This is a genomic window from Gordonia sp. (in: high G+C Gram-positive bacteria) (assembly GCF_020438995.1).
Taxonomy (GTDB): Bacteria; Actinomycetota; Actinomycetes; order Mycobacteriales; family Mycobacteriaceae; genus Gordonia.
The window spans coordinates 1-22,584 of the sequence record NZ_JAGQTN010000304.1 but is presented as its reverse complement, the minus strand read 5'-3'; the positions used below and the strand labels follow the sequence as shown (position 1 = coordinate 22,584).

The window sequence follows — 22,584 nt, the reverse complement described above, 5'->3', positions numbered from 1 at the left end:
TCATCCTGCGTGGGCCGGCGAGGTTACTCGCGCCTTCGATCGGGATCACTCCCGCTGACCGACGGTCTCTGGTTGAACCGATACGACGCACAGCTGCGCATCACATCGCGGTCGACAGTACCGGAACACCGATCACGCACCAAATCCGGAGCGCGATACGTCGCTTCACGCCGAGAAGACAGCCGCGAACCGTCCCAGAGACTGCGCGACGTCGTCGTCGACACTCGCCGCAGCCATCCGACCGAGCGGGCCGGACAACGGCGGTCCGGAGAGCACGATCGCCAAGCCCACCCTGGAACCGACGCCCTCCGGCACCACGGTGAACCGCAACCGCGCCGTCACCCGGAACAGTTTGGGCCCGGAGATGCCGGTGAACTCCAGCGCAGAGGTCGGGTCGACGACGGCCACCGTCCACTCGAAGCGCACCTTGGTCCGGTTGATCCTCACCACCGATGTCAGTTCGTCCCCCACCGCGAGTTCACCGGGCTCCGGCACTTCGGACCGCCAGCCCACGTGCACCTCGAGCCACTCGGAGTACCGCGTCAGATCAGCGATCGCAGCAAACACCGCCGCCGGCTCAAGGTCGACGACGACGGAATCACTCACGTTCACCATCACGCACTCACTCGGCCATCGCCGTCAGCAACCCAGCAGACCGGCCACGTCAACGTGCCTGCGAAGTAGCGGCGAGCCACCCGACCAGCGCCCGCACCCGCGGCTCCACCTTGATGAAGACCGTGTCGAACGCCTCCTTGGGCTGGCCCATCGGGTCGGCGATGTCCAGGTACTCCGCATTCGGATTCACCCGCCCCCGAGTATTCGCCGCCGCCACGATCGAATCGGCGTCCGGCAGCAGTTCGACGAACTCGTTGAGCGTAAACATCTTCTTCCACCCGGCCGGCAACTTCTTCTGGCACTCACCCCGCTGACGCCGCGACATGGTCAGCACCAGATCAGCCTGCGCAGCGATCGGTGGCTGCAAGTACCGCGCCCCGAATCCCGACGGATCGTAGCCGTGCTCCACAAGCGTTTCGGCGGCCAGCGGGTGCATGGGCGCGCCGTTCATCGCGCCCACCCCAGCACTCGTAAAGCTCACGGCCACACCATATTCCGCGGCAATCTGCCGAGCGATCCGCTCGGCCACCGGCGATCGGCAGATGTTTCCGGTACACACGAACAGCACCGACGTCACAGTTCCTCCTTCAGTACCCGGGCGATCTCCGCCATCGCCTCCGCGCTACCGAACTCGGCATGACGGTATCCGACCCGGACCGACACCAACGTCCCGTCGACAATGTCCGCCCACGGCTCCTCGACGGGATTGTCCGACGCCGCCACGTACACCGTCATCGAAGCCTCCACAGTAGGTACGACGAATCCGTGAACGCCGTCGACCACAGCAGCCACCCGAGCCTCGTAGTTCTCCACGAGTTCCGGCGCCACCCCCTCGACGGCGGCACGCAACTGGTCGTCGACGCCGAACGCCGGCGCACTATCGGCAAACACCTCGGACGGACACCGCGGGTCCAGCATCCCCAAGAAGGCGACCGTCTCGCCGGAAGCGGTCATCCGCCGCGCCATCTCCGCAGCCAGCAGCCCACCGAGTGACCACCCGGCCAACCGGTACGGCCCAGAGCCCTGCACCGACAGGATCGCCTCCACATGCGCGGCAGCCAGCTCTTCCAGCGACGACGCCACCGGTGCGGCGACGTCGACCAGCCCCGGCAGCTGCAGTCCGATCACCCGATACCCCGGCAGATTCTCGGCCAGCGCGCCGTAGTCGGTAGCGAACCCCGACACCGGGTGCACGCACCACAGAATCGGCGAGTCGGCCTCCGCGGGCGCAGACAGCTCCACCACCTGACGTCCAAGAGCGTCGAGCGCCGACACTGCAACAGCGCCGGCCTGAGCACTCTCGACCAGTCCGGACAGCCCGACAGGAGTCCGCTCGGCAAACACGTGCGCCACGGTCAGATCGACGTCGAACCGCGCATTCACCGCCTCACGAAGCCGCAGCAGCCCTAGGGAGTCGCCACCCACGGCAAAGAAGTCGTCGTGCGGGTCAACGACGCCGTCGAGCCCGGCAACCTCAACCACCAGCGCACACAGCTCGTCGACGACCGAATCACCGACGGAATCACGCGTCGGCCACTCGGGTTGCGGAAGTGCTCGCCGATCCGTCTTGCCGCTGACCGTCATCGGCAGCGCATCGAGTTCAACGATCATGCGCGGCACCATCGCTGGCGGTAGCACGGACCGGCACGCCTCCGACAGCGAGTCGATCCCCGGCCCACCGACCACGTACGACACCAGCACATCCCCGTACGGCCCCGGACGCACGACGGTCACCGCCCGCCGCGCACCATGCCGCAGCAGCACTACGTCCACCTCGCCCGGCTCCACCCGATGACCGGCTATCTTCACCTGACCATCGGCGCGGCCGAGGTACCGCAGCCCGCGCGCCACGAGCGAACCGTCCACGGAGTCGACGATCCACCGAACGAGGTCACCGGTCCGGTAGTAGCGTGCTCCGGTGACCTCGCGCCCGAACCGCCGCGCCGTGAGCTCCGGATCGCCCAGGTACCCGGCGGCCACGGTATCGCCGACGATGTACAGCTCGCCCTCGACGCCGGGCGGCACCGGCCGGCCGGCCGCGTCGCACACCAGCACGCCGACGCCCCGGATCGGGAGCCCCGTGTTGGCGGTGTCGCCGTCGTCCAGCACCCGTCCGGTGGCGACGATCGTCGTCTCGGTGAGTCCGTACTGCTGTTCCACCACGGCGCATCCAGACCACCGCGCAGCCTCCTCGGCCGGCAGCGCCTCGCCACCGAACACCACGCGCCGCAACGTCGGGATTCCGGCCGGGTCGAGCGTCGAGATCAGCGACGGCGTGGCGATGATGAACGTCGCCCCGGCCTCGGCCAGGTAATCCTGCAGGTCACGCCCCGGCAGCACTGTGGAGGGCACGGTCACCAGCGTCGCGGCCGACCGGAACGCGGTCAGCATCTCCAGCAGCGACGCATCGAACGACGGGCTCGAAACCGCGGCCACCCGGTCCGACGGACTCAGCGCGCACGAGTCGGCCGCCGCGCAGATCCCGCGGTGCGTCACCCCGACCACGTTCGGATCCCCGGTACTACCGGACGTCGTGATCACGTAGGCGAGGTCGCCGGCGTCCACCACCGGATCCGGCTCGGACGCTACCGGACCGGCTGGACACGGCGGTATGTCATCGGGTTCGACGACGGCGGCGCGCGAAAGCGCCACCACCCGCGCAACGCGCGCGGCCGGAGTTGCCGGATCCAGCGGCATGGGCACCGCGCCGATCCGGGCACTCGCCCAGAACGCGATCACGCTCTGCGCGGAGCACGGGATCAGCGCGGCCACTACCTGCCCCGGACCGATCCCCCGCGCGCGGAAGGCGCGCGCGGTCTCGCAGACCCACCCGTCGAGTTCGCGGTAGCTGAGGTGGCGACCGTCGTCGTACATCGCAGGATGGTCGGGGCGGCGCTGCACGGCCGATGAGAGGACCCCGCTCAGCGTGCTGCGCGGACGCAGCTCGGGCTGCGGAATCCGGTAGCGCTCGATGAAGGCGTCTTCTTCGACGGTCAGCAGCGAGCACCGGCTGATCGGCCGCTCGCCATCGCTCACCTGCTTCATCGCGGCGAGGATCCGGTCGGCGAGCACCTCCGTCTCAGCTCTGGTCATCGACCGGTGGGCCGCGCCCACCACCAGTGTCCAGCCGGTCTCGTTGCGGCTCACCGTAATCTGCAGGTCGGCCTCGTTGGGTGCCGCGTCCGCGCCGGTGCCCCATCCGCTCGCAAGATCACCGAGCTGACCATCGATCAGCGAAAGAGTCACTTGTACAAGAGGATTGCGGCCGGATTTCCGCGGGATGCGCGTCGCGTCGACCATCTCGCCGAGCGACACGGCAGCGTGATCGAAGGCGTCGCGCTCGTGGTCGCGCGTATGCGAGACCCAGTCGTCGAGCGTCGCGTTCCCTACGATGCGACTGCGGAGCACGGCGACGCCGGTCAGCATCCCGACCACGTCGCGGAGCTCGTGCGTCCGGCGCAGCGAGACGGGGACCGCGAGAGCGATGTCGTCCGAACCGCAGTGCGTGGCGAGCGCCAACGCGACGGCCGTGTGCACCACGGTGAACTCGGTCGCCTGGTGACGGCGGGCGACCTGGCTGATCGTGTCGGCGAGCAAGCCGTCCACTTCCCGGATGGCGGTGGCCGAGGTTTCGGTGGCGCCGCCGGACCCGAGGCGGAGGTCGCCCTCGTACCCGTCCAGCTCGGCCGCCCAGAAGGCAAGGCCGGCCTGCCGATCGCGCTCGGTCCGGTCGTTCAGCTCCGCCACGGCGCGGGAGTATGAGATCGCGGGGTCCTTCAGCGCGCCACCGCCGAGCAGCACGCCCAGCTCACGCCCGATGATCGAGACCGATTCGCCGTCGAGCACGATGTGGTGCGCCACCAGGACCATCATTCGCATGTCGCCGTCCGCGACAACTGCGATGCGCAGCGGCGGCCGTTCCTGGATCTCGAACGGCGTGGTGATCATCTGCGTCACGACGTTCCATCCGGCCTGGCCCGAGAGCCACTCGATCTCGGGCGTCCAGTCCGGTTCGATCACCTGGCGCGGACCCCCGGACCCCTGCGGGAAGCGCGTGCGCAGCGCCGGATGTCTGCGGACCAGCAGCGCCACCGCCCCGGCGACAACGGCAACGTCGGCGCCCGGCGGTACCGGCACCACCGCGGGCACCGCGTACACGCCGGTCTCTTCGGGCAGCAGCGCGGCGGTCCACAGCTGACGCTGCGACACCAGCAGCGGCAGGTCCAGCTCGTCGTCGACGGATGCCCGGACCACCGGGACCGCCGGGACCGCGCCGCGCGCTTCCCGTGAAGCCGGCGCATCAGCGAGGCCGGCTTCCAGCGAAGCCAGCGCATCAGCGAGGGTGCGCACCGTCGGCCGCTCGAAAAGCACGCGGGCCGGCAGGTCGACCAGGAAACGGTCCGAGATGAGCGATGCCACCTGGGTGGCCGAGAGCGAAGTACCGCCCAGCTCGAAGAAATCGGACCCCTCGAACACATCATGCTGATCGATCCGCAGGATCTCGGCGAAGGCGCGCCGAACCTCGGCCACGTACGACTCCGAAGCGCTCACCGCCGACTCCGACAACGAATCTGCAAGCTGCTCAACTATTCCCATGTCAGCGAAGCCTTCACCGCGCACCGGGAACGGCGCATCCGGGTCGGCGACCGCGGACTGCAACAGCGCCATCGCATCGTCGGCGATCACCCGCGCGGCCTCGTGCGAGACGCGTGGTGCGTGGATCACGGTCAGTTCGAGGCGTCCGTTCTCGGCGACGACGATCTCGAGGTCGTAGCCGACTCCGGCGTCACCGGCCTGCAGGGCTTCGGCGGTGGCGCTCGACGGCCGACCGCTCTCGTCGATACGGTTCAGCGCTACGCGCCCGTGTACCCCGGAGAGCACGGCCTGGTTCACCAGGAGAACGGAGGTCAGGGCGTCACCGCCGCGAGTCTCCGAGGGCCGGACGGCGCGCACCACGTCGTCGTACGGCACGTCACCGTGCTCGATGGCCTCGATCGTGGCGTCGCGCACCTGCGCGATGATCATCGACGGCGTGCTGTCGGCGGAGATCTGTACGCGCACCGGCAGCAGGTTGACGAACATGCCGACCACGGGCTCCCACGATGGCGAGGTACGCCCGTGGAACGGGCTGCCGACCACCACGTCCGTCTGCCCGGAGCGGTGGGCGATCGCGGCCGCGACCGCGGCGTGCACCACGTGCAGCACGGTCGACTGCTGCCCGGCCGCGAGGCCGCGCACCGCGGCGTAGAGCTGATCGTCGGCTACCGCATGCACGGGCTCGCAGACCGAGACCGGCGAAGCGGGCGGGAACGCGACCGGCTGCGGGCTTCCGTGGAGGCGCTCGCGCCAATAGTCGAGCTGGCGAGCGAATCGGCTCGACGGGTCGTCCGGATCACCGAGTGTCTCGGCCTGCCACCGGCTGAAGTCACCGTAAGTGAGTCGAGAGCGATCAACGATCGCCTCCCCCTGATACGCACGAACCAAGTCGTTCAACAGGATTCGCACCGACCACCCGTCGACGGCGGCGTGGTGCATCGACGCGGCCAGATAGCACTCGCCGTCCGTGGCGCCGAACAGCGCCACGCGGAAGCCCGGCTCCGAGGTGAGATCAAACGACCCGGTCACAAAGCGCTCAACGAGAGCGGCCGCGTCGTCCGCAGCCGGAACCACAGCAAGTCCGGGCACAGCGTCCGCGGACACCGGCGCCTGGACGGGTCCGTCCGGTCCCAGCGGGTAGTAGGTGCGGAGCACCTCGTGCGCCTGTACCAGCTGATCCACCGCCGCCACCAGCGCGGGGACATCGACGTCGCCCCGCAGCCGCAACACCGCGGGCACGTTGTAGGCGGCCGATGCGGGATCGACCCGGTTGTGCACCCACAACCTGCGCTGCGGGTACGCGAGCGGCAGCGGACCGGAAGTGTCGTCGCGGCGCGGCAGGGGCACCACATCGTCATCGAACCCGGTGTCGATCAACTCGGCGAGCCGGGACACGGTGCGCCCGCGCAGCAGGTTCCGCAGTCCGACATGCGAGCCGGACCGCTCGGTGAGGCGGCCGGCCACCAGGGTCGCGCTCAGCGACGTGCCGCCCGACGCGAAGAAGTCCGTGGCGGCGTGCACCGAGCCGACAGGGACGCCGAGCACCTCGGCGAAGACCCCGGCCACCAGCTTCTCCGAGGCCGTGGCCGGCTCCCGCTGCCCGGAATCGAGCGACCCCGCCGAGCCGGCCTCGAGCGCCGCCAGATCAACCTTCCCGTTGCGGCCGATCGGCAGCGACCGCACAATCTCGATCACCGTCGGCATGATCGCGCGGGGGAGGTGTTCGGCGAGTGCATCGTGCACCGAATGCGCGGTGAGGTCGTCGTGGCCGCCGACCACCCAGGAGACCAGAATGCGTTCTCCCGCAGGTGTTTCGCGCACAGTGGTCGCGGAGCCGGTGACGCCGGGCACCAACGCGAGCGCAGAGTCGATTTCGGCGGTCTCCACCCGGATGCCGCGGACCTTCAGCTGCTCGTCGATCCGGCCATGGATCATCAGTGCGCCGTCGGCGCGGCGGTGCACCAGGTCGCCCGTCCGGTACATGAGTGCGCCACCGCCCGCGGGATGCGGAACGAACACCGCAGCGGTGGTCTCGGGGTCGTCGCGATAGCCGCGGGCCAGGCACGGTCCGGCGAGGTACAGCTCGCCGATCGTCTCGTCCGGCACCGGACGGCGATGGGCGTCCAGGACCAGCGCCTGCACGTCGGGCAGCGGCGTGCCGATAGTCACCGGGCCGGTGCTCTCCAAAGCCGCCGAACTGACGGCGACGGTGGCTTCGGTGGGGCCGTACTCGTTCACCAGCGTCACGCGCGGCGCCCACTGCTGCAGCAGTCCGGCCGAGAGGGCTTCACCGCCCACCACCACTTCGCGCAGCGACGGCACCGCCGCGGGATGGAGAGTCCGCAGCACCGACGGGGTCGTCATGAGGACGGTGACGCCGTGCTTATCGATAGTGCGTTCCAGATCGCGCCCGCCCAGCACCTCCGGCGGGCAGACGACGATCTCGGCTCCGGCGAGCCGGACCGGAACCAGGCCCATGAGGTGTGCGTCGAACCCTTGCGAGTACGTATGCAGTACGCGGTCTGACGCGGAGAGGCCGAGCCGTTCCGCGGTCGGGATCGCCCACCCCGGCAGCCCCGCCTGCGTCACCTCGACCAGCTTCGGCGCCCCGGTGGTACCGGAGGTGAACGTCAAGTAGGCCACGTCGTCGGCGTCGACCGGCCGTATGCGCTCATCGACGTCGAAATTCGACGACGCTGCGGCATCCGGATCGATCATCAGCACATCGGTGTCCACGCCGGGCTGTTCGGGGACCGGCACGAGCGCCGACGTGACCACCGCGGCCGGACGCAGCCGCGCGAGGTACCGGCGGCGGCGCCCGACGGGATCGTCCGGATCGATGTTGGCGAACGCCGCACCGGTCTTGGCGACAGCCAGGGTGGCCGCGACCGAATCGGCCGACCGCGGCAGGTGGAGCGCGACGACGTCGCCGGGGCCCACACCCCGGGCGATGAGTTCCCTGGCCAGCGCGTTGCTCACGTCGTCGAGCCGCGCGTTCGACCAGATTCGCGCGGCCGCGTCGGTGGGGTCGGTAATGGCGGGGCCAGTGCTGGCGGGGCTCTCGATACGCTCGTTCGCAAGAAGCGCCAGCAGGTCCGCCCGGCCCCTTGAGCGTGCCGAAAGGCCGTTGCTTAAGCCTGTTATTTCGCCCCTTGAGCCTGCTGCTTCGCCCCTTGAGCCTGTTGTTTCGCCCCTTGAGCCTGTCGAAAGGTCCCCGATCAGGTGATCCACCACCGGGCGGTCGGGGTCGGCGATCCCGGCGACCAGCACCGCGATCACGCTCTCGAGCAGCCGGGCGAGGCGGCGATCCGCGATCACGCTCGCCGCGGCGGTCATGGACACGGACAGGCCGTGTTCGCTGCGATGGAGCACGACGTCGAGGCCGTACAGCGGAAGGACTCCGGCGGTCTCACCCGTCGTGCCGGCGACAACGTCGACGGCGCTGAGGATCACGTCGAACAGCGGGCTCCCCGCGCCGCGGCGGCCCGGATCGGCGATTGCGGCGATCTGGCCGAGCGGAAGGTCGGCGTGCTCGAAAGCCGCGATGTTCGATGACGTCAGGTGCGCAACCACGTCGCGGAACGGTGCTTCGAGGTCGACGTCGGAGCGCAACGGCACGGCACGCGCGAACAGACCGACCACGCCGTCGAGCCTCGGGTCCACGCGTCCGGAGTGGGCCGTGCCGATGATCAGCGACGACACGCCCGCCTGCCGCGCGAGCACGGAAGCGAGGGCCGCGTGCACAACGGTGTAGTCGGTGGTCCGCTGATCGACGACCAGCTCGGAAAGTGCGGCGACGGCGCTTGCCGGCACCGGCATCGTCCGGTGGAACACCGGTCCGTCGCCGCGGACGCTGACGTGCCGCCAGGCGCGGAGATTCACCTCGGGCAGATTCAGCGGCGCCACCGGTTCCGCGAAGACCCCGGACCAGTAGTCGCGTAGTTCGGAGTGGCGTGCGGAGAGCAGTTCGCGTCGCCAGAGCGCATAGTCGCGGTAACCGAGCGAGCCCGCGGCGCCGGGAGTAGCCGAACCGTCCAGACTGCGCCCGAAGGCCTCCCGCAGCAGACCGACAGATTCGGCGTCGACGGCGATGTGGTGGATCACACCCAGCAGCAGGTACTGCTCGTTGTGGCGGACAATCGTTGCGCGCCAAGGGAGTTCATGAGACAAGTCGATGGGAACCATCAGTGCGTTCACCGCTTCGGCGACGTCGTCGACCGAATCCACCGCAGAGCTCAACGCGCCCAGAAGGGGCTGCAGCTCGTCGTCGGTCCACCGGCGCTGGAACGGTCCCTCACCCTCCGCCTCCACCGGGAAGCCGGTCCTGAGTACGTCGTGGTTCATCACGACGTCGGCTGCGGCACGTGCGAGGCGATCGGGGCCGGCGCCGGAGGCCAGGACTCCCCCGGCGAGGAAGCCTGTGAAGTCGGGATCCACGCGCCAGCGCAGCCAGACGTCTTCCTGCTCGGGGGTCAGCGGGACGCGCTCGATTCCGCTTGCCGCTGCACGCAGCGCCGGAAGCGGGGCGTCGCCGATGTGCGCGGCGACGCGCTCGGCCAGTCCGGCGACCGTCGGGAACCCGAAGACGTCGGCCACCGAGATCACGATGCCGTCGTCGGCCAGGCGGACGGCGAGTCTGGCGGCGGCCAGGGAGTTACCGTCGAGGTCGAAGAAGCTGGTATCCGGTCCGATCTCGCCGAGCCGGTCACCCACCCCGAGGACGTCGGCCATTGCCGCCGCCACGATCGACTCGGTGGGAGTGAGTTCGCGGGTGGGTGGCGCCGACACGCCGACCGATGCGAGCAGCGCCTCGCGATCGAGCTTTCCGTTGTCGGTGAGCGGCCAGGCGATGACGGGCTGGATTCTTGTCGGTACCAGGTGCGCAGGCAGCCTTGCGCGGACGCGCTCCAGGAGCGAGTCGGGCTCCAGGATCGTCGATCCGTCTCCGGTGACGAAGGCGGCGAGTGCTTCCGCCCGGCCTCGTGCAGCCCACAATGGCAGGACGCGGACGTCGCTGACGCCGGGGAGGGTGAGGATCGCCGCTTTGATCTCGCCGAGGTCGACGCGGTGCCCGCGAACCTGCAGCTGGTCGTCGCGGCGTCCGAGGTATTCGAGCCGGCCGCCGGTGAGGCGCCGGGCCATGTCGCCGGTCCGGTACATTGTCCGGCCGTCGCCCCGGCGGGTGGGGAGGAAACGCTGGTCGGTGAGGGCCCGAGCGTTGAGATACCCAGCCGAAACCTGTTGTCCTGCAACGTAAAGCTCACCGACAGCCCCCTCAGGGACTTCGCGGCCCGCCGGGTCGAGCACGCCGAGCCAGACACCGTCGAGGGGGCGGCCGATGATGCTGCGCTGGTCGTTCACGTTCACAACGCCGTGGGTCAGGTGCACCGTGGTCTCGGTGATGCCGTACATGTTGAGCAGGCCGACCCTGGGGTGGGCCTGCGCCCACTGCTTCAGTGCTCCGGACTCCATGGCTTCGCCGCCGAACACCACCCAGCGGAGCCCGTCGAGGACCTCGCCCCACCGCACTTCGACCAGCTGACTGGTGAGGCGCGAGAACGAGCTCGGCGTCTGACTGAGGATGGTGACGCCCCGGGTGCCGACCAGTTCGGCGAGCTGCATCGGCTCGCGGGCCACGGCGCGCTCCACCGGGATCACGGTGCCGCCGGAGGCGAGGGCGCCGAATACCTCCCAGACCGAGAAGTCGAACGCGGCGGAGTGGGTCCACGTCCACACGTCGCTCTCCCGCGCGCCGATCACCGGCAGGGCGGCGCCCAGCATGGCGGCCAGGTTGGCGCGGGTCACGACAACGCCCTTGGGCGTCCCCGTGGACCCGGAGGTGTAGATCACGTAGGCGGGTGCGTCGACCGACGGATCGATCCTCCGCGTGGCGCCGGGCCGGATCTCGACCGCCAGGTCCGCACCGACCACGGCCGCCGGATCAGCGTCGATCAGGCGCAGATGTCGGTAGTCGGCCGGGTACTCCGGGTCGAGTGGCAGGTACGCGGCACCGGCCGCCATGACGGCGACCATCGCGATCACGGTCTCCGGTGTTGTCTCGGCGTGGATGGCGACGAGGTCGCCGGCCCCGATCGCGCTCGCGGTCAGCCGACCAGCAAGTTCGGAGGCCGCCTCGGCCAACTGCGCATAGGTGAGGGTTCGGCCTGCGGTGAGGATTGCCGGCGATTCCGGGTCCGACGACGCCCGCTCCCAGATGGCGGCGACGGGGTCGACGCCGCCATCGCTTCCTGAGCCGACCGCGAGGAACGAGCGGTCGTGTCGAAGTGGCGTAGCGAGCTCGATGACGTCGGCGACACTCCGCGAATCCCCCACCTCGGCGCGGCTCAGCCCGTCCAGCGCCGCACCGAACGCCGCCAGCATCTGACGCCCCGCGTCGGCGTCGACGACCCCGTCGGCCACCAGCAGCGTCACCCCGATCGACCCCCCGTATCCGAAGTCGCTCACCGAGAACTCCAGCGGCGCGCGGGACTCGTCCGGGCGGATCGGTTCGGCGGTGATCCGCATCGGGACGCCCGGATCGGACAGCCCGGCGTCCACGGCCAGGAGCACATCGAGGTACGGGGGCTTCGCCGTCCGGACGCCGACGGCTTCGACGATGCCGCGATAGCCGATCTGTTCGTGTGCTTCGGCGCCGGCGAGCGTGCTCTGCGATTCGGCGATCGCCGCGGCCACCGTCATCCCCAGGACGCCGGTCGAGCGCAGCGGGAGCGTCTGTACGAACATTCCGACGGTGCGCAGGTCGTTCAGGTCGTGGCGCCCGCTGACCGGTGCCGCGATCACCACGTCGTCCGCGGCAGTGAACGTACTGACGACCGCGGCCGCCGCGACGTGCAGAACATGGAAGAGCGAGGCGTCGGCCCCCGCGGCCAACGCAGCCAGTCGCGCACGAACCTCCGCGGGGACCTCCAACTCGAAGGACACCGCCTTCCGGGTCCCGACGTCGGCGCGCGCCACCGCGGGTGCCGGCAGGGCGAGATGAGTCGGGGCGTCGCGCAGCACTTCGTGCCAGTACTGCGCCATGGTCTGGTGCTCGGCAGGCTCCGGGGTCACCGCGTCGCCGAGGACTCCGGCGGCGAAGCGCCATGCGGGCGCCCGGCCGGTGAGCCGGGCATCGAGTGCCGCGTCGAAGTCGCTCACGAGGAGCCGGGTAGACCAGCCGTCGACCACGGCGTGGTGTGCCACCAGGATCACTTCCGCCGAGCCCAGAATCAGTGCGCGCCAGCCGGGCCGTTCGGCTAGATCGAACGGTTCGCCCACGAACCGGTCGACCGCTTCTTGCGTCGCAGTTTCGGCTATACGGATGTCGGCGAGGGCGTCGATGCTGTCGAGCACCAGCCGCGGTACCGGCACGCCGCCTTCTTCGGGGAGCGTCAGCGCGAGTGCGTGATGACGACGTGCGACGTCGAGGAGAGCGTCGCGGACGTGCTCGGCGGTGGTCTCATCGGGCAGTCGCAGGCGGACCGGGAGGTGGTACATCAGCGATTCGGGCGCGATGCGGGTCGCCTGCCAGATGTCGTACTGCTGCGGCGTGAGGTGAGTGGCTTCGACACGGGCTCGTTCCTCGCCCGGCTCAGCCCCGCGGACCGCGACAAGCAGCCCGCCGACGGTCTCCGCTGCAGTCAACTCCCGAACCGGGATCTCGCGGCCGAGGAGGTCGGCGAAATCGACCGCCAGCGCCATGAAGGTAAGCGATGTGGTGCCCAGGTCGACGAGCCGATCGTCCAGGGCGAGTTCGGAAGCCGGGACACCCAGCGCGCCGGCGAGGCGCTCCAGCACGGTGCGGTCTTCGTCGGAGACGGAATGTTGCTCGGGCGCCGCCTCTCTGGAGGAAAGCGCCCTGCGGTCGATCTTTCTCGACGCCGTGCGCGGCCACGCGTCCACCACGATCACGCGGTGCGGCACCTGGTGCGCGGGCAACTGCGCCGCGGCGTACTCCGCCACCGTACCGACGACGGCATCGCGTTCGGCACCCGGCGCAGGAATCACAAACGCGACGAGACGGCCGCCGTCGAGGCGATCCTGATCTTCGACCAGAACCAGGGCGTCGGCGATGTCGGCGTGCCCGATCAGCACCGACGAAATCTCGCTCAGCTCAACGCGATACCCGCGCAGTTGCACCTGAGTATCGCGCCGGCCGAGGTATTCGAGGACGCCATCGCGGGTCCAGCGTCCGATATCGCCCGTGCGATACATCTTCTTACCTGTTGAAGACGGGGCTTCGAACGGATCAGCCACGAACGCCGTCGCCGACAGCTCCGGCCGTCCGCGATACCCGAGCGACACCTGCGGGCCGTCCTGATAGATCTCACCCCACACCCCGACGGGCACAGGTCGCAGCCACGGATCCAGCACCAGCACCCGCGAACCGTCGATCGGCGTACCGATGATGTTTCGCGGGTCGGTCGTGTCCAACTGCGCCGACGTGGTCCAGATGGTGGTCTCGGTAGTGCCCCAGATGTTCAGGAGCTCCAGGCGGTCGCCGAACGCCCGAGTGAACTCGAGAAGGCGCGTCGGGAGCAGCGCCTCGCCACCGACCATGATCGTGCGCATCGCACCGGCGTCGCCCATCCGGCACGCGACGTCGGCCAGCGGGTAGAACGCCGACGGCGCGGACATCATGCGGGTTACAGATCGCTGGATCACGGTGCGCCACAAGGCATATGGATCGGCGACCAGCGCATCGCCGGCGAGCACCACGCGACCGCCGGAGGCCAGCGGCGTGTAGATCTCCAGCAGGGACGCGTCGAAGGCGACGGTGTGCGTGGCCAGCCAGGCGTCGTCGGCGCGGAAGCCGAAGCGCGCGTCCTGCGCCGAGAACATCGCCACCGCGCCGGCGTGACTGACCACCACGCCCTTCGGCCGGCCCGTCGACCCGGACGTGTAGATGAGGTAGGCCGGGGAGTCGGCCGACGCACGGTCGGCCGGGACCGCGGCAGAAACCTCGCCTGGCCCGGCGATCTCGACGGATGTGACGCCGGCCGGAACGCGATGCGCGGACTCGGCGGTCACCAGTGCCAGTGCTGGTGCGGCGTCGTCGAAAATCAGCGCGACGCGGTCGTCGGGCAGCGCCGGATCCACCGGCAGGAACGCAGCGCCGGCGCGCATGGCCGCCAGCTGTCCGACGACGGCGTCGATTCCGCGGCCGGCGACCACGGCGACCACCCCGCGGTCGAGGCTCTGCGATCGCCCTGTCTGGGCGATCCGCGCCAGGGTGCCCGCGACCGCCTCGCCCAGCTCTCGATAAGTCACCGAACGACGGACACCGGCCAGGTCGGCTTCTTCGGCAGCGATCCGGTCCGGGTAGCGGGCGATGACGCGCTCGACCATCGAGTTCAGCGTCGGAGTCCGGCGCGGCAGGTCGAGGTGGGCCGGTGCAGCGGGGGCAGGTTCGGGGAGGAGGGTCGCCAAGCGTGCGCCGCTCCCCGAGTCGGCGGTCACGGCGTCGAGTGAACGGCGGAACATGTCAAGGATCGACTGCGCAGCCTCGAAGGTGAACCAGTCGCTCCGGTAGATCAGTTGCAGGCGCAGCTCGAAACCCCGGTCCAGGGTCACCGAAATCCGCAGTGGTACAAGCGCATCCGGCGGCGGGGAGGTCTCGGCCGACGGGGCGGGAGCCTTCGGCACGAGTTCCTCGGTCGCCCGGCTCCGGGAGCGTTCGAACGGCTCCTCGCGGAAGGTGAAGATCACGTCGGTGAGCGGCCAGTCGAGCGGGTCCCGGCCGGGATCCACCCGGTTGGCGACCTCACCGAAGGGGACGAAGCCGTTCTCCAAGGCGTCGCGATCGGCGATGGCGGTCTCGCCGATGAACTCGGCCACGGTTTGGTCCGGACGCAGGCGACTGCGCAGCGCGATCGGGTTGGCGAACATGCCTGCAGCGCGCGCGGCGGTTCCCAGGCGCGCAGCGAACGCGGCTGCCACGACGACGTCATCACCGGCCGTCAGCCGCGCGAGCGCCACAGCAACAGCCGCGTGCGCAACCACGAACGGAGTCACTCCGGCACGGGCGGCGGCCCCGACGAGCGCGTCAGCCGATGATGCCCCGAGAACGAGCGTGCGCGTCGACGCCTCCCCTACCCCAGGTCGCCGCTGCGACAGGTGGATGTCGGCAGGGAGCAGTCCACGTTCGGGCAGATCATCAAGCTGCTGCATCCAGTAGTCGAGCTGGCGGGACGCCGCCGAACCCGGATCATCGGCGCTGCCGAGCCACCGGTCGAGTTCGGCGACGGCGTCGATGTACTGGACAGGCTCGTGATCCCAATAAGGCTCGACGCCGGTCTCGGCCGCGGCGTAGGCGGACCTGAAGTCGGCGCCGAGGATCTCCATGGAGGTGTCGTCGACCAGCACGTGGTGGGCGACAATCCGGACGGTCTGCGGCCCGGAGAGTCCGACCCGGAACGGCACGCTGCCGAGCGGGTTCAGGATGTCACGCTCGGAGACCGTGCCGTCGAACATGATCTGTTCCAGGGCCTCGTCGACGGGCAAGACTTGTTGCCAGTAGTCGGAGGGGTCGCTGGGCAGTCGGCGGATCACCGTACGCAGCACCTCGTGCCGGCCGAGCAGGCTTGCCATCGCGGTGTGCAGCGCGGCGGTGTTCAGGTGCGGCAGGGTGATCGTGAGGCCGATGGTGTTCGCGCGGCCTTCCGGGGCGATCTGCTGAGCGGTGATCAACGCGCGCTGAATGCGCGAAACCGGCGGATACTCCGGCCGGGCCGGCGGCCCCGGGAGCGCAGAAGCCGGGGCGGACCCGAGCTTCGCCGCGACCTCGCGCAGGTCGGCGGAGGTGAGGATGTCGCGGATCGACAGCAGCCGTCCGGTGGAGGCGGCGAGCTGCGCTTGGAACTGCATGGCGAGCAGTGAGGTGAGCCCGTGGTCGTACAGGCCTGCGGTCATCGACGGCTCGTCGATGCCCAGCAGGTCGGCCACCGCCTGCGCCACCGCGACTTCGTCGGCGCTCTCCGGTGCGGCGTGCCGGCTGAACGCTTCCGGTGCCCGCTCGATCAGGAGCCGAATGGCTTTGCGGTCGGCTTTGCCGGTGCCTGCGACGGGCAGTTCATCGACGACGATCACCCGGCCCGGCCACATCGCGGTGGGGAGCGACTCGTGCGCGGCGCGGCGCACGCGGGCGCCGATCCGGTCGCGATCAGTGCCTTCGGTGACGGTGAGCGCTACTCCCACCGCAGCGGAACCGTTGATCTCGACGAGTGTCGCCACGGCATCGACCACGCCTGGGACCGCAACCACCACGCGCTCGATCTCGCCCGGTTCCACGCGCACACCGTTCACCGAGAGCTGCTCGTCGTTGCGGCCGTGGAAGTAGAGGTCGCCGGTGCCGGCTTCGCGGTGTACCAGGTCGCCCGTGCGGTACATCCGCTCGCTCGCCGCGAGCGGGCAGGGCACGAACCTGGCGCAGGTAAGTTCGGGGTCGCTGAGGTAGCCGCGTGCCACCTGCGGACCGGCCAGGTACAACTCGCCGATCACGCTGTCCGGGAGGGGACGAAGCCGGTGGTCCAGGACCAGAGCAGTGACGCCGGGCAGTTCTTTGCCGATCGGGATCGGAAGGTCAGCTGCGGGATCCACTTCCGCGGCGGTGGACCAGATGGTTACCTCGGCGGGACCGTAGCTGTTGATGATCCGCCGCCCCGCCGGTCGAGCCTCCCCCGCCGGCTGAGCCTGTCGAAGCTCTCCCAGCCGTCGCGCGACGGCGGGCGTCAGGGTTTCCCCGCCGACGATCAGCGTCGCGGGCAGGTCTGCTGCCGGGATCGCCGAGAGGACCGTCGGCGTGCCGGCGAGGTGGGTGATCCGACTCTCGCGGAGCACACTCCCCACGTCGTGCATCCGCTCCGCGGGCACCGGCGCCAGGTACCCACCGCAGGCGAATGCGGCGAGGATCTCCAGGTGCGCGACGTCGAACGCCGGCGACGCCATCGCCGCGATCCGTGCCTGCTCGGAGCCTGCGCCGTATGCGCGCCGGAGATTACGTACGAGTTCCGAGAGCCCGCCATGGGTCGCTTCGACGCCCTTGGGCTTCCCCGTGGTCCCCGAGGTGAACACGACGTACGCAACGTCTCGCAGGTCGGGCCTGCGTGCTTGTTCAGGCCCGCCGGTCTGTGGCGCGGACCCTATTCGCTGGTCGAGCAGGGGCGACGTAGGAGCCCCGTATCGAGACCACCACGCCCCTCGCCGGTCGAGCACCAGCACGGGCTCTGCCGCCAAGAGCGTCGCCTCGCGCCGGGCAAGCGGAAGCGCCGGATCGATCAGCAGAATCGTCGCGCCGGACAGCGCTACCGCCCACCAGAGGAGCACCTGCTCTTCACCACGTCCGACGGCGATGGCGACGGTGTCTCCCGGCCCGATCCCCCGGGCAACAAACCCCTCGCTGATCTCCAGCGCACGCTCATACAGTTCGGCGTAGGTGAGGTCGCCGAGTGCTGGCCGGTCCCCGTACTTCGCCACGGTCTCGGCGAGGATCCGCGGAAGCGTCTCCCCCGGCTTCGTCGGTTCCACCTCACCCACGGGTTCCACTGCGAACGGCAGATCATCGACGACGCCGGCCGAACGCTCCACGACGGCCGACGCGAATTCGCCGATCATCGCGATCACCTGCCGACGATGTTCCGCAGCCTCGGCGTAGGTGTACCGATTCGGATTGGCTTCGACGTCGAGCGCCCATCCGCCGTCGTCACCTTCGGCCGAGTAGAGGTTGAACGCGAGGTCGTCGATAGGTCCGGTTGTCAGGACGTGGAAGGTTGCGGAAGCGTCCCCGACCGTGAGGTCACGCTCGAACAGCATGATGTTGAGCATCGGCCCGCGGAACCGGTAGAGGCCGGCGCCGAGATCGCCGAACCGGAATCGCTGGTGGCGAAGAGCATCGAGCATGGCCGCGCTCGTGGTTTCGAGTGCTTGCGCTGCCGTAACCTGCGGCCCGACCGACGTCCGGATCGGCAACACGTTCGAGACCGGCAGCGGCGTCTTACGCAGCACTGCGGTGGTGCGCGCGGCGACGGGCAAGCTGAGGGTCACGTCGCCGGCGCCGGTCGCACGAGCGATGTAGGCCGCCGACGCCACCGCGACGATCGCCGGCACGGATGAGTTCAGCGCCTCGGCAGCAGCGTGCACCAGGTCAGCAACCGCGTGGGGCACGCCACCGGTCACGCGGTGGCTGATCGCGGCCGGGGTGCCCGCGTGGTGAGCGAGCGTGACCGGTGACGGCAGCTCGCCGACCTGCGCTTGCCAATAGTCGCGGTCGCGTGTCCACCGGGCCGACCGCCGGTACTCGTCGTCGGCGCGGTGCGGCAGCGCGAAGTCCAGTTCACCTCCGGCCGGGAGAGCCTCACCTCGGACAGCCGCCGAGTAGGCCTCCATCGTCTTGGTCATGTACTCCTTGCCGGCGACGCCGTCGAGCACCAGGTGGTGGGCCCGGTGGTAGAACAGGTACTCGTCGTCGCCGACGCGGAATAGGCGTCCGACGACGGTCCTGTCCACCGTGGGGTCGACCGGCCGCGAGTAGTCGTCCCGCATGATCGCGTGTGCCGCGGCGCGCGGGTCATCGCCGCTGCGAAGGTCGAGGTATACGGGGGCGTCGTCGAGCGTCGGGTCGTACACACCGATCGGGCCGTCCGCGGTCCGCTCGAACCGGACCTGCATGAACTGGCCTTCGCTGACCATGTGCCGCGTGGTCTGGACGAGGAGTTCCGGGTCGATCCGGCCTTGGATATCGACGTACTGCGCGATGTTCAGCGGTACGTCCGGCAGTGATTCCTGCAACGCCCAAAGCTCCCGCTGAGCGGCGCTCAGCGGGAAGTATCGGGTCGCCTCAGGTCGTGTCACTTAACGCGGCTCCGGAACGCCAGCATCGAGAGGGGAACGCAAACGGCCAGGATCGCCAGGCTCCACAGCACCGTGTAGAGCTGCGGGTTGTGGGACGCCCAGGTCCAGGGTTCGGGGATCGCGGCGTTCACCGCGGTCGGGTTGCCGAAGCCCTCGCGCAGGCTGCGGGCCAGGGAGGTGACCGGGTTCCAGTTGGCCACTTCGCGGAGCGGGCCGGGTAGGCGTGCCGACGGTACAAAGGCCGACGAGACAAATGTGACGGGGAACAGGATGGTCACGAGGAGGCTCTGGGTGGCCTGGATGTTGCCGGCTACCGTGCCGACGATGGCGCCGACCCACGACATGGCGAGACCGAAGAGGATCGCGAGCAAGTAGGCGCCCACGGCGATGCCGAACGACGTGCCGATCCTCCAGCCGATGACCAGCCCGGCGACCGACATCACGATCAGGCCGATCACATTGATGGCGACGTCGGACGCGGCACGCGACACCAGGATCGAGGTTCGCGACATCGGGAGGGCGAAGAAGCGGTCCATCACGCCGCGTTCGCAGTCGGTGGCCATGCCGAGCGCGCTGAACATGGCGTTGAAGCACACCGTCTGAGCCATGATCCCCCCGATCAGGAACTGACGATACGCACCGCCGCCGAGGGAATCGCCGAGGACGTAGGAGAAGACCAGGACGAACATCAGGGGCTGGACCACCACGGCGAGCACCATCTGCGGCACTCTCGATGCGGTCAGGAGGTTCCGCTGGATCAGGGCCGAGCAGTTCGGCCCGAAGGCCCGGAGGGCGGAGCCGTAGCGGCCGGGGATTGTTGCGCTGTGGGTCACTTCGACTCCCCCACGAATCGCATGAAGACCTCGTCGAGGGTCGGCTGCGACGAGCGTGCTGCGGCCACCGTGATCCCGGCTTCGGTGAGCTTGCGGACCACTGTGGCGACCTCAGTGGCCCCGTCGTCCGCCGCGACGACGATCCGGAATCCGTCGACGTGGGTGGCCGAATCAAGGCCCAATCGGTGGGCCGCCTCCTGGGCGGCCCGCTCGTCGGCGAACTCCAGCTCGACCTGATCTCGCGTGTAGAGCCGTTTGAGCTCGGCCGGCCGCCCTTCGGCAACGACGGAGCCGTCGACCAGGACCGAGACTTCGTCGGCGAAGCGATCGAGTTCATCCAGGTACTGGCTGGTGACCAGGACAGTGGTACCTCGAGCTGCGCGTTGCCGCAGGACTGCCCACAGATCCTCGCGGCCTTCGGGGTCGAGGCCGGTGGTCGGCTCATCGAGGATCAGGACGGACGGATCGGCGACGAGAGCGCACGCGAGATCGAGCCGTCGCTTCATGCCGCCGGAGAAGGTCCGCGTCGGGCCACCGGCCCCGGCTAGCCCCAGAAGCTCGAGCACCTCGGCGCCCTCGGTCCGCGCCCGCGACTTCCGCATCCCAGCGAGTCGGCCGGCCAGGACGACGTTCTCCGGCGCGGTGAGGGCCTCATCGATCCCGATCGACTGCCCGGCAACGCCGATGCTCTGGCGGACCGCCCATGGAGAGGTCAGCGCGTCGTGGCCGTTGACGATCACCTTCCCACGGTCCGGTCGTGCGAGAGTTGAGATGATGCGAATCAGCGTGCTCTTGCCTGCGCCGTTGGGTCCGAGCAATCCGTGCACCCTGGACCGCGCGACCTTGAGGGAGACACCGTCCAGCGCTTCCTTCTCGCCATAGGATTTGGTCACGTCCTCGACCAGGACCGCCGTCTCCATCGTCGGCTACTTTCCGCAGGCCGGCACCGAGACGGTGACCATGGGATCGTCGACGAGCGGCTGGATAGGCACCAACGCTTCGCCCTTTGCGGAGGTCGGCTCATCGAAGTCGACGGTAACGGTGCGTTCTTCGTTGGCCGGAACAATCACCTGGGTACCGGTGACGGGGTGACCGCTGAGCTGCCCGCCGAAGTACGGGACGTCGTCATTGCCGACACGTACCCGCTGGACCGTGGCGCCCTGAGTGAGGACGAACTGCACGGAAGCAGCATTGGCCCGGTTCAGGATCCCGGCTCTCGGTGCGCCCAGTGAACCGACCACGTAGGGCGGCAAGTTCTTATCAGGAACTTCGTTGCGCAGGCGAATGCTTGCCGTGCTGCGGCGCACTGACCTGGAGCACGATCCGGAGTGGTAGCTGATGTCGCGCTTCAGGTAGTAGTCGATCTTGTTGCCGGCCACGTTCCCGACTGTGACGTTCATGTAAGGCATGGGCCGACCAGGGATATGGTGCCCGAGCTTGGTCTCTTCGATCACCGTCTGCTCTTCCGGGTGGGCGCTGTAGAGCATGATGCGGTTCTCCGCGACGCCACGCCCGAGCGCCTCCAGCAGCTTCCCGGTATCACCCTTGAAAGACAGCATCGAGCTGACAGCGTCAGACATGAAATCCTGCAGGAAGTCCTTGCGCGCATCGTTGTCACGCCGGAAATCGATGTATACCTGCGACAACAGCAACGGCGCCACCTGCTTGGCGGTCACAACTCGGCCGTTCCGCATGCGAACAGGCCCAGTCACTTCCATCACGTACTGGAGCGCGATCGGGTCCAGGGCGACCGCACCGTCGAGCTTCTGGCCATGCTGAGCTTGCCAGTTGGCGAGCCAGATACGGGCCGCGTCCCGAAAGTCAGGGCTGATGTTGCTGTTCCTGTTGTCAGTGTAGGGGTGCGTCCACTCGTACAGCCTGTTGAACTCAGGCCCAAGATCCACTTGCGGCCGCCCGGGCGATATGAAGTCGGCATTCTCGCCCTGCGAGACCATGCGCAACTCCCCGTCACTTGCCTTGACGACGCTGTATCCCCCCAGAAGGCCGCCAGTCGCACGCGACTCGGACGGTGTTTGTACGCCAACGAAGTAGAAACGAGCACTCTTGCTGCCGATCATGCTCGGCAGCAGCTGCGCAGCCACCGCGAGTCCGTCCAATCGCAACGATGCTTTCCTGAGCGCATCGACGAAGTCTTTGCGTCCTCGATCCACTGCACCGACCCAGACGCTCGGCAGAGCTACTGCGCGACTCTCGATGCTTCGCGAGCTCGCAGCAATCCGGACCAGTTCGTCCGAGTTCTCCGCAAGCGGGGCAGTCGCAATCCGGTCGCCATCGCGAAGCTCCCTCGGAGTCATATCGGGAGCGATCTTTGAGAGTGGCGTCACGACCCGCCGAAGATACTCATCGGCCAGCCCGGCCAGCTCGCGGGTGACTTTGACAGGCAATCCCAGACCCGGCACCATCGCCGCCGATCTCACCGAAAGCGAGTTTGCCGCACGCTTAGCACTGGCCGCCGAATCGCCGGCTACAGCCACAGTACGACTGACCGAATCGGAGTCCGACGAATACAGCCGGTTCTGAAGCACAGTCAGACTGTGCGCTGTCGCGTTCAGACCTAGATCCGCGAGTAGTGGTGGGAGTTCCGGCGTTTGAGAAGACAAAAGTGCTTGTCCTGGTTGATAATTGAGGTTGCGAAGCCAAAAACTATCAGACCGGGAGAAGCACCTTGTCG

6 protein-coding genes are annotated in these 22,584 nt (G+C 68.9%); all 6 read right to left on the bottom strand.

What is annotated here, in order from left to right; all coding sequences use genetic code 11:
• Positions 1-165 precede the first annotated feature (165 nt).
• Genes KDB67_RS21355 through KDB67_RS21330 form a run of 6 tightly spaced genes read right to left on the bottom strand, consistent with a single transcriptional unit; the run spans position 166 to position 22,438 of the window.
• Positions 166-606, bottom strand: a complete 441-nt coding sequence (locus KDB67_RS21355; protein ID WP_291020396.1) for an SRPBCC family protein — start codon at positions 604-606, stop codon at positions 166-168.
• A gap of 58 nt (positions 607-664) precedes the next feature.
• Positions 665-1,192: a low molecular weight phosphotyrosine protein phosphatase gene (locus tag KDB67_RS21350; protein WP_291020394.1), complete on the bottom strand. Its 528-nt coding sequence runs from the start codon at positions 1,190-1,192 to the stop codon at positions 665-667.
• The gene (locus tag KDB67_RS21345) at positions 1,189-19,059 is read right to left on the bottom strand and encodes a non-ribosomal peptide synthetase (RefSeq protein ID WP_291020392.1); all 17,871 of its coding nucleotides are present in this window, start codon (positions 19,057-19,059) and stop codon (positions 1,189-1,191) included. The genes KDB67_RS21350 and KDB67_RS21345 overlap by 4 nt, the downstream gene beginning before the upstream one ends.
• Positions 19,056-19,892: an ABC transporter permease gene (locus KDB67_RS21340; RefSeq protein WP_291020390.1), complete on the bottom strand. Its 837-nt coding sequence runs from the start codon at positions 19,890-19,892 to the stop codon at positions 19,056-19,058. Before KDB67_RS21340 ends, KDB67_RS21345 begins: the two co-directional genes overlap by 4 nt.
• Positions 19,889-20,812 carry an ABC transporter ATP-binding protein gene (locus KDB67_RS21335; RefSeq protein WP_291020388.1) on the bottom strand — a complete coding sequence of 308 codons (924 nt, stop codon included), beginning with the start codon at positions 20,810-20,812 and terminating at the stop codon, positions 19,889-19,891. The genes KDB67_RS21340 and KDB67_RS21335 overlap by 4 nt, the downstream gene beginning before the upstream one ends.
• A 6-nt stretch (positions 20,813-20,818) precedes the next feature.
• A complete protein-coding gene (locus KDB67_RS21330; protein WP_291020386.1) occupies positions 20,819-22,438 on the bottom strand; it encodes a DUF4012 domain-containing protein in 1,620 nt (539 codons plus the stop codon).
• Between the last annotated feature and the right edge of the window lie 146 nt (positions 22,439-22,584).